The organism is Loigolactobacillus binensis (assembly GCF_005405165.1).
Taxonomy (GTDB): domain Bacteria; phylum Bacillota; class Bacilli; order Lactobacillales; family Lactobacillaceae; genus Loigolactobacillus; species Loigolactobacillus binensis.
In genome coordinates this window covers 1-7,918 of record NZ_BJDN01000049.1, presented here as the reverse complement: position 1 = coordinate 7,918, position 7,918 = coordinate 1, and the positions used below count along the sequence as shown (strand labels likewise).

At 34.7% G+C, this 7,918-nt stretch carries 11 protein-coding genes; 10 read left to right on the top strand and 1 reads right to left on the bottom strand.

Annotation, left to right across the window (positions count from 1 at the left end):
* Positions 1–320 precede the first annotated feature (320 nt).
* Positions 321–1,250 carry a LysR family transcriptional regulator gene (locus FFM78_RS13265; RefSeq protein ID WP_137638871.1) on the bottom strand — a complete coding sequence of 310 codons (930 nt, stop codon included), beginning with the start codon at positions 1,248–1,250 and terminating at the stop codon, positions 321–323.
* Positions 1,251–1,413: 163 nt separating this feature from the next.
* Between FFM78_RS13265 and FFM78_RS13260 the strand changes: the two genes are divergently transcribed.
* The 10 genes from FFM78_RS13260 to FFM78_RS13220 all read left to right on the top strand — a co-directional run bounded on the left by FFM78_RS13260 (position 1,414) and on the right by FFM78_RS13220 (position 7,847).
* A complete protein-coding gene (locus FFM78_RS13260) occupies positions 1,414–2,562 on the top strand; it encodes a cobalamin-independent methionine synthase II family protein (RefSeq protein WP_137638870.1) in 1,149 nt (382 codons plus the stop codon).
* A 509-nt stretch (positions 2,563–3,071) separates the two neighbouring features.
* A complete protein-coding gene (locus FFM78_RS13255) occupies positions 3,072–3,515 on the top strand; it encodes an immunity protein YezG family protein (protein WP_171001905.1) in 444 nt (147 codons plus the stop codon).
* A gap of 98 nt (positions 3,516–3,613) precedes the next feature.
* Positions 3,614–3,913, top strand: coding sequence for a hypothetical protein (locus FFM78_RS13250; RefSeq protein ID WP_137638868.1), 300 nt, complete (start codon positions 3,614–3,616; stop codon positions 3,911–3,913).
* A gap of 87 nt (positions 3,914–4,000) precedes the next feature.
* Entirely contained in the window at positions 4,001–4,624 is a 624-nt protein-coding gene (locus FFM78_RS13245) for a hypothetical protein (protein WP_137638867.1), read from the top strand.
* A 222-nt stretch (positions 4,625–4,846) separates the two neighbouring features.
* Complete coding sequence (locus tag FFM78_RS13240) at positions 4,847–5,425, top strand: DUF443 family protein (protein WP_137638866.1); 579 nt, start codon at positions 4,847–4,849, stop codon at positions 5,423–5,425.
* A gap of 249 nt (positions 5,426–5,674) precedes the next feature.
* Positions 5,675–5,815, top strand: coding sequence for a hypothetical protein (locus tag FFM78_RS13915; protein WP_171001904.1), 141 nt, complete (start codon positions 5,675–5,677; stop codon positions 5,813–5,815).
* Positions 5,816–6,092: 277 nt separating this feature from the next.
* A complete protein-coding gene (locus FFM78_RS13235) occupies positions 6,093–6,338 on the top strand; it encodes a hypothetical protein (protein WP_137638865.1) in 246 nt (81 codons plus the stop codon).
* A 102-nt stretch (positions 6,339–6,440) separates the two neighbouring features.
* On the top strand, positions 6,441–6,665 hold the full coding sequence (locus FFM78_RS13230; protein WP_137638864.1) for an Imm59 family immunity protein: 225 nt from the start codon (positions 6,441–6,443) through the stop codon (positions 6,663–6,665).
* 501 nt (positions 6,666–7,166) lie between these two features.
* Entirely contained in the window at positions 7,167–7,460 is a 294-nt protein-coding gene (locus FFM78_RS13225) for a hypothetical protein (protein ID WP_137638863.1), read from the top strand.
* A 168-nt stretch (positions 7,461–7,628) separates the two neighbouring features.
* Positions 7,629–7,847, top strand: coding sequence for an immunity protein YezG family protein (locus FFM78_RS13220; RefSeq protein WP_137638862.1), 219 nt, complete (start codon positions 7,629–7,631; stop codon positions 7,845–7,847).
* The last annotated feature ends 71 nt before the right edge of the window (positions 7,848–7,918 follow it).

The window sequence follows — 7,918 nt, the reverse complement described above, 5'->3', positions numbered from 1 at the left end:
TTTAATATTGAGCGCAAATTTTATATGATGGTCTATAGGGTTCACGGTTTTCTCATATCCTTTTAAATGATACTGTTGTGGGTGGATTTTTTGGATGGGGGCTGTGGGCTCTTTTTTGCACAAAAAATCCTGTTAATAGCTTACCACTTTGTAAACGATCAACAGGAAAAAGTATAGAGCCACAACTTCTAACGCTGTTTTTTTTGGGGGGTTAGTCCGTATTGTTGTAGTCTGATCCGTGAAACTAGATATAGTAAGTGTTCAATTTTTAGCTCAGTTTTCCAGCCGACCACTGTTAAGCGACAACGGCACTTAACGCGTTATTTTTCATTAAATACTTCAAACCCATAGCCGCGAATGTGCTGCTTCAATAGGGCCAAATAGCGTTGTGCCGTCGTGCTTAGCTCGATTTTTTTGTGGCGTAGATAGCCTAAAGTCATCGCGTCGTCAACCGTCAGCGGAATTGCGACGATTTTCTCATCATTTAGCTCGCTGCTAATAATGCCTGAACTAATCGTGTAGCCATTTAAGCCGACCATCAAATTAAAAATCGTTGCCCGATCGCTGATCCGAATGTGTTTTTTATGCGGCAACGTGCTGAGGATCTCTTCGGCAAAATAGAAAGAACTGGTGTCACCTTGTTCGTAGGATAAATAGGGATAGTCCTGTAGATCGGCCAAAGTGAGCGTCTTTTTTTGCGTCAATGGATTGTCACGGCCAATGAACACGTGGGGGTGAGCCTCAAATAAAGGCACAAAACTTAAATCCTTTTCCGCAATCAAGCGTTTGAGTACAGTGCGGTTAAACTTGTTCAGGTAAATGACGCCAAGTTCGCTTTTCAGTGTTTGCACATCGTTAAGTACATTTTCGGTTTCGGTCTCCCGCAGTGTAAATTGATAGGCATCCCCGCCGATCTCCTTCACTAATTCGACAAAAGCGTGGACCACAAAGGCGTAGTGCTGCGCTGATACACTGAAGATCCGTTTACGAACTGTTCCTTGACCGAAATGTTCATTGAGTAAATTGACTTGATCCAGGACACTACGCGAATAGTTAATAAATTCACGCCCTGCATCGGTTAAGGTAATGCCCGTCTTATTGCGGTAAAATAGTTGAACCTGGTACTCTTTTTCTAATTCTTTCATCGACTGTGACAAGGATGGCTGACTAATAAACAGCTGTTTTGCTGCTTCATTGATCGATCCTGTCGCGGCAATCTTTTCTAAATACTTTAATTGTTGAATACGCATGCTGGTAATGGGCCTCCTGAGTGAAAATCCAATTATTGTTGCCTATAAATATATTTTTGTTATAGGCAATGCCTATTATATCATCAAAGTAATCAGTCTTATCTATTTTCTCAGCAGACTGTTATACTAAACTCATCAATTCAATAACGGAGGCTTTATATTTATGACCAAAACACATTTTCAATTAGTCGGTTCCTTACTTCGTCCAGCCAGTTTGCTGGACTACAAAAATAAAATCGAACAACGCGATGATATTCAATATCCGTTTTATGACGCTTTTCCTGGCTACCAAGCCGCTGAAACTGCTGCGGTGAAGGACGTGATCGCCAAAGAAAAAGCACACGGCATCGACGTATTGACTGATGGTGAATACACGAAATCAATGTGGCATTTAGATTTCGTTTGGGGTTTTAGTGGCATTCGCCGCTTTATCGCTGACAGCGGCTATAGTTTCCGTGATCACGACGACAGTGATTTTGAAACGCGGAAGGATATTGGTATCGAGATCACGGCACCACTTTCCGGTAAAAATCATCATTTTCTTGACATTTATCGCCAACTCAAAGCGCAGGCCGGTGACAATGACGTGAAATTAACCGTTTGGAGCGCTGCACATGCCTTTGTTGAATTTGGTTACATCGATAAACTTTACGGCCCTGACCAAGTTTATAAAACGGTCGCTGAACTGCATGATGGTTTGTTAGGGGCTTACAAAGAATTTCTCACTGAATACAAAGCTGCTGGCGGTACGATCATTCAATTTGACGATTGTTTGTGGGAACTTTTTGCTAGTGACAATAAACAAAGCCCATTCAGTACCGGCAATGTTAGCCTACAGGATCTGGCCGATGTTGCCGTAAACACAAACAATGAAATCGCTGATTTTGGTCACAAATTGGGCCTAAAAGTATGGACCCATAATTGCCGGGGCAACTACGAAAGCCGTCATTTCGCGGAAGGCAGTTACAATACGATTGCGCAAAAATTTCTTCATGATCAACACTATGATCGTTTCTTCTTAGAGTGGGACGATGACCGTGCAGGGGATATCACCGCTTTGAAGGCACTCGAAGATCGGCCTAACGTTGAAGTCGTGCTCGGTTTGCTGTCCAGCAAAACCAGCACTTTAGACGACGAAGACCGCGCTTTACGCCTATTGACGCAGGCCAGTCAAATTTTGAACAAGGATCAGTTATACTTGTCGCATCAATGTGGTTTTGCTTCTTGCGATTCGGGTAACGAGCTTAGTGAAGCGCAACAGTGGGCTAAAATTGACCAAGGTCAACAGATTGCTGCTAAATTCTGGAATTAATTAGGCAATAGGTAAATAGATCACGATGAAGGTAGGACCGTAATTTGCGGTTCTGCTTTTTTTGTTTACTGAACATGCCTGTCGATTGGAGATAGCTTGGGATTAAATAAACCTTAGATAGGTGCTAGATTATTCAATAGCAACGCCCTATGATCACTTTTTATAGTGACGATAATCATAATAAGAGCAATGGTGTTACTAGTGACAGACAATGTTGAAAATAAAGATACGTTACAAAATAGTCGTAATGAACGTCAAAAGATCAGGTGAATCCCAACACCATTATCAGAACGATTATTTTTGTTTAACCTTAACTTTTCGTATAAATTGTTTTCTTCGATAAGAAGGTATGTAGTTAAGTAATAATAAGTTGTTCTTTTTGAACAGTATTGATAAACTTAGATCAGTTATTCATGGAAAAGATAGTTTTATTAATTATTTTGATCTTTGAACCTCCAATTAAATGGCTGTTGCTATTACTTTTACTAGAAATTAAGGGGGTACTATTAATGGCACAAGTATTTGAAGATGAATTTGGCAAGATTCAAGTAGACATGGTTTCAATTTGTAGGGAATATGTATCTGATCGAGCTGATAAAATATATATCTATGGAACAGCAGAGGATAATCAGTATTATTGTTCTTTTTTTTATAATATTAATGGCGTTTTGTTAAAGAAACATAAGGTTAATGAACAACTAGATAACGTTGACGTTTCAGAAAATATGCAAATGCAGGTGAATCATATTTTAGTGGATGATCTATTAGAAATAGAAAAGGCCGCAAAAAAGTATGAAAGAAAAATGCCAACAGAACTTAAGCTAATTTATGATGTAAAAAAGAATAATCTTGATGCCGATTTTAGGTATGATAAAGTATTGGAGAAAAACGATATGGCTGGATTTGAAATGGCTGATAGATGGTTTGATGAATTTTGTAAAGAAAATAAATAGGTTAACCCACTATAAGTATGATACATAGAAATAAATTAACAATCAATGGATACACTGTAACGCTAGGAAACTTTTTTTCGAGAATGGGGGTGTTAAATATGATGCAATTAAATAAAAACGAACTTATTTTAGAAATTGAAAGTATAAAAAATAAGTTGGATAAAAATGGTTATTCAGAAGAGTCTAAACGGTTCAAAAAAATTATACATACATTTAATGATGCTACTATTTCTAAAATAGAATATATTAAAAATTTGGAACTACTTATCACGATGACTAATATTAGATATCTTGGTGATTGCAACATAGATAGTTATGACTCGCCATGGAAATGGATGAATACATTACTGCAAGTCTCAACGCTTGCAATAGAACTTTTAAGATTAGAAAAACAGTGAGAAAAACAAAATAGTGATTTAGATACCGATATTTGTAGAATGTGAGGGTAGTTTTGCTAATTCAAGTGTTAATCAAGTGAGGTAAATATGAAAATCTATATGTATGATGATTTTGAAAAAGATATTCGTTTATTTTACGATATTAAAAAAAGAGAATACACACTATACAATACTCCCCTGAAAGACACATTAACCTTAAAATTTATTTTTTATGTTGCCCCTTTTTTACCGGGAATTGTGATTGCGTCAAATGTGAGCAATCAAAAGATCAATCTTAGTGAATATATTACAGGAGTTCAATTTCTAGAACTTGCGCTAATAGCAACAGTAGTTCTTTCAATTTATTGGTGGGCATTAATGTCTGTATCTTTTTTAAGGGGTCACAAAATTAAAAAAATAAATTCCGATCAAGAAGAAGTCAATAAGTTAATGGCAGAGACGATCAAATATTACGCAAATCTTCACGGTAACCGAAATCAAGGTAATTATGAAAGAATTCATGAGTATATAAAATTTTATAAAAGGCTTTGTATCGGAACTATTATTTTTGGTTTTTTATTCGCTTACTTCTTAGTTTATAAATCTAATACCGATATGTTAAAAGTTATTATTGGACTTCTTGCCGCCTTAGTAATAACGTCAGTTCCAATAAGTTTATTAGTTTATGCGCTTCAAAAGTCAAAGATCATGTATGAGTGGTTAGGAAAATAACAAGAAAAAACTAAAATAGAATTACTATTAACAAGCTAGATGGCAAACTTGAAATTATTGTAATTTATAGCGGGGGACAACAGTTATTATAACCATACAGATGTATTCCAATTCGACAATCAGAATGTCCGCGTTATTTAAAAAATCAGAGTATTTAGATATGGTTTTGCCAAGATTCTAAACAAAAGAAGGAATTTAAATGCAAAAGGACATTAAACGAGAATGAAAAATTCAAATAGAATTGCAATAATAAGCCCGAAAAAAAGTTTAAATATTTATAGATATCGTATTGTTTACATCAATAATAAAATATACCTAATGGATTTGTTTCCTAACCTAATAAATATCTTTTTTCCATTTATGATATGGTTCGCTCCACAAATCGTATACGAAGTTAGGTCAGAAAAAAATGAGGATATAAAAAGGAAACTAAAACCAATTGGTAAAATAAATACCACTAAAACAATGATCCCCATTTTAATTTTAGTTGGAGTTTTATCTCAATTAACAGAATTAACTGTGAATTTTTTTGAATTGAATATTTCAAACAATCTAGCATTGATACTTATAATAGCGGGTGCAATTTTGGTTGGACTTTTTGGTATTTTTAATAATCACAGACAAAGTAATATTCTGAATGTCGATCATAGCACTTGTAAAAAATTAAAAATTAAAATCATTCCTAAACAATGGAAGAATATTTTTATGGTTGGCGTAGTGTATCTAGCGGCGGTGACTATTTACCCTTGGTTTATTCTTTTAAGTATGAGCTTTCCTAACATATTTATAATACTTTTTTAATTTTATTTGTTTTTGCTTTTCTATTTTTATTTCCGGGAAGATTTTTTGACTCTCAATTCAATTATCAGATAAAAATATTGGAATGTAATGAAAAATATTTGTCATAATTCACGAAGATCACCGATATGCACGCTATCAGTGAGGTCGATTACCTCTGCGGCCATACTAGAGATAGGGTTCAAATTAACTAAAAAGTCAATTTATTAGTGAGCTTACACAAATTGATGAAGTTTGATGGGGTTATACTTAATGAACGAATTTCAAGATAATAAAAACTGGCTGATCATCAATAGTAAGAAAACCATTTTTAACTTTGAAATTGCTGATGTTAAATCAGATTCCAATAATATTTTTGTCAGACTCGATATACCTATTGGCCTAAAAAATTAAATGAAGAAATCGTAAGTAATATCTACGCTTATGATGAAAATGGTGAAGAACTTTGGCAAGTCCAGAATACATCTACAAAAAAATATCCTGATGTAACGCCGTTACCTTTTACAGCTCTATTAACTAAAAATGGTTCACTCTTGGCGACAGATTTTATGGGTAGAATTTTTAGTATTGCATAGGCGATGGTAAAAGTTGTTGGTTCAACAAAATAAATGTACTTTGTTTCCGTAGACTTCAAAAATTAGCATTTTAAAACGTTAAGGTGGGGGATTTAATGAATAAACTTAAGGCCTTGCTACTTATAAAGAAAGAAAAACTACCAATAAATTTACAGGGACGTATTATCAAGGAAAATGAAGTAGTTATTTTGAAAAAGGATGGTAGATATCAAGTTTATTTAACGAATGAAAGAGCAGGTATTCAAGGTGGGCCAAATAACTATGCTACAGAAATAGAGGCTCTGGATAAGGCCATAAGTAAGGCCAGAATTTTGAGGACGCTGAAAGGGAAATCTATTTAAATTGATTACAATAATTTTTATGCTCCGTGATGGTTAACCGTATTAATTTAATTATAATTTTTTGAAAGCGTTCACTCAATAAAATTTAAAAAGGATGGTAAAATGTCACCGAAAGAAGCAAAGAAAATTATTAAGAAAGAAAAACTGGCAGTAAATTGGTTTAATAAACATAACTTAAGACCATTTGAAATGGTAATTAATAAAAATAAAGATGGTAGATACCAAGTTTATGGAACTGGTGAGCGTGCTAACATTTGGGGAATTGCTGCAACTTTCGAAAATGAGGAAGAGGCACTTGATAATTTGATCAGTAGAGCAAGGCTTTAGGTTATTTATTTTATTACACTTGAAGAAAAAGGTGCTGAATTTACTGTTATTGAAAAAAATGGCTAATCGGAAACTTTTCAATCAAGCGAACTTAATAGGAAGATCACGAGGAAAAGGCAGATGGAATATGATATTGGAATACCGCATTTTTTTGTTTAGAGTACTGTGAAGGGTTCAAAGTTATGACTCTTGATATAGATTTCCGAGATCCAGTATTTTCTTTTGATAGAAGCTGGATAGAGACTTGGGACGTACCAAACAAGGAAATGTCGATCAGTAAAGAACACAAAAAATTGATATTTAATCGTATTCGTAATTATTTACTAGAAAAATTTCCTGGTAAATATACGGAGAGACTACGCTAATGCTATAGAAGCCTAAATAAAAGGGGAAAATTTCAGAATGATTAAATTACCAGATGGAATAGAAATAAATATGCAATGACGATTAGTAGAATATGTCATTGAAACAACGAAACTTTGTTTTAATGTGGAGCCTACAGTGGAAGGCCCAGATATTATTTATTTTCCAACTGAGACCAATTGGAAACAAACCTCTAATGCACCGGCCAATTCTGTTAGAGAAGAAGTAATATTTTTGTTGGAAAGAATTGACTGGACTAGAGATTTAAAAATTGTAGAATTAGATATTCCCCTTGTAATTCTTGATAAGGGAAGCTTATTTTTTGAGCAAGGTAGTTTTGAACAAACTCAAGGTGGGATTCAGGTATCAGCTGATGGCTTGTTCGAACCGGAAGTCCACTTACAAATGAACAAGTTCGAGAAATATTATTGAACTCATAAAAAAGTATTGTCAGGCCATTGCTAGGAATATAGACATACCTTCACGTGCGCCGATAAAGAACAGTGTTTTTGATGAGGTAATACTTCCAGAGTTGAAACAAAATAAAAATATATCGCAACAGGATCAATGAATAATGCACAACACTAAGGAGGACACACTATGACTTTAGAAGATAAAACAGATGCACTGATCAAGGAGATTGTGGAAGGAGTTAATGATCTGGTTCCAACTGACTGGAACGACTTATATTTTTTTAGTGATGTCAGTAAATATGGAGGAGCTGTTTATTTCTACTATAGCGAGACGAATAATTCTGGCCAGTACATTGACGGTATGGATATACCTGAGATACGTGTGGTGCTAGTTTGTAACATTTAGAAATTTAACAAAAAAGTCCAACCCAGTTAGACTCATAAGTGACAAAACTTAAAAGGAGTAATAACTGTGTT

What these genes read in the sequence shown, in the direction of transcription:
- FFM78_RS13260 (WP_137638870.1), top strand. Translation starts at nt 1,414, where the DNA reads ATGACCAAAACACATTTTCAATTAGTCGGTTCCTTACTTCGTCCAGCC.
- FFM78_RS13230 (WP_137638864.1), top strand. Translation starts at nt 6,441, where the DNA reads ATGTCACCGAAAGAAGCAAAGAAAATTATTAAGAAAGAAAAACTGGCA.
- FFM78_RS13255 (WP_171001905.1), top strand. Translation starts at nt 3,072, where the DNA reads ATGGCACAAGTATTTGAAGATGAATTTGGCAAGATTCAAGTAGACATG.
- FFM78_RS13240 (WP_137638866.1), top strand. Translation starts at nt 4,847, where the DNA reads ATGAAAAATTCAAATAGAATTGCAATAATAAGCCCGAAAAAAAGTTTA.
- FFM78_RS13220 (WP_137638862.1), top strand. Translation starts at nt 7,629, where the DNA reads ATGACTTTAGAAGATAAAACAGATGCACTGATCAAGGAGATTGTGGAA.
- FFM78_RS13265 (WP_137638871.1), bottom strand. Translation starts at nt 1,250, where the DNA reads ATGCGTATTCAACAATTAAAGTATTTAGAAAAGATTGCCGCGACAGGA.
- FFM78_RS13235 (WP_137638865.1), top strand. Translation starts at nt 6,093, where the DNA reads ATGAATAAACTTAAGGCCTTGCTACTTATAAAGAAAGAAAAACTACCA.
- FFM78_RS13245 (WP_137638867.1), top strand. Translation starts at nt 4,001, where the DNA reads ATGAAAATCTATATGTATGATGATTTTGAAAAAGATATTCGTTTATTT.
- FFM78_RS13915 (WP_171001904.1), top strand. Translation starts at nt 5,675, where the DNA reads ATGAACGAATTTCAAGATAATAAAAACTGGCTGATCATCAATAGTAAG.
- FFM78_RS13250 (WP_137638868.1), top strand. Translation starts at nt 3,614, where the DNA reads ATGATGCAATTAAATAAAAACGAACTTATTTTAGAAATTGAAAGTATA.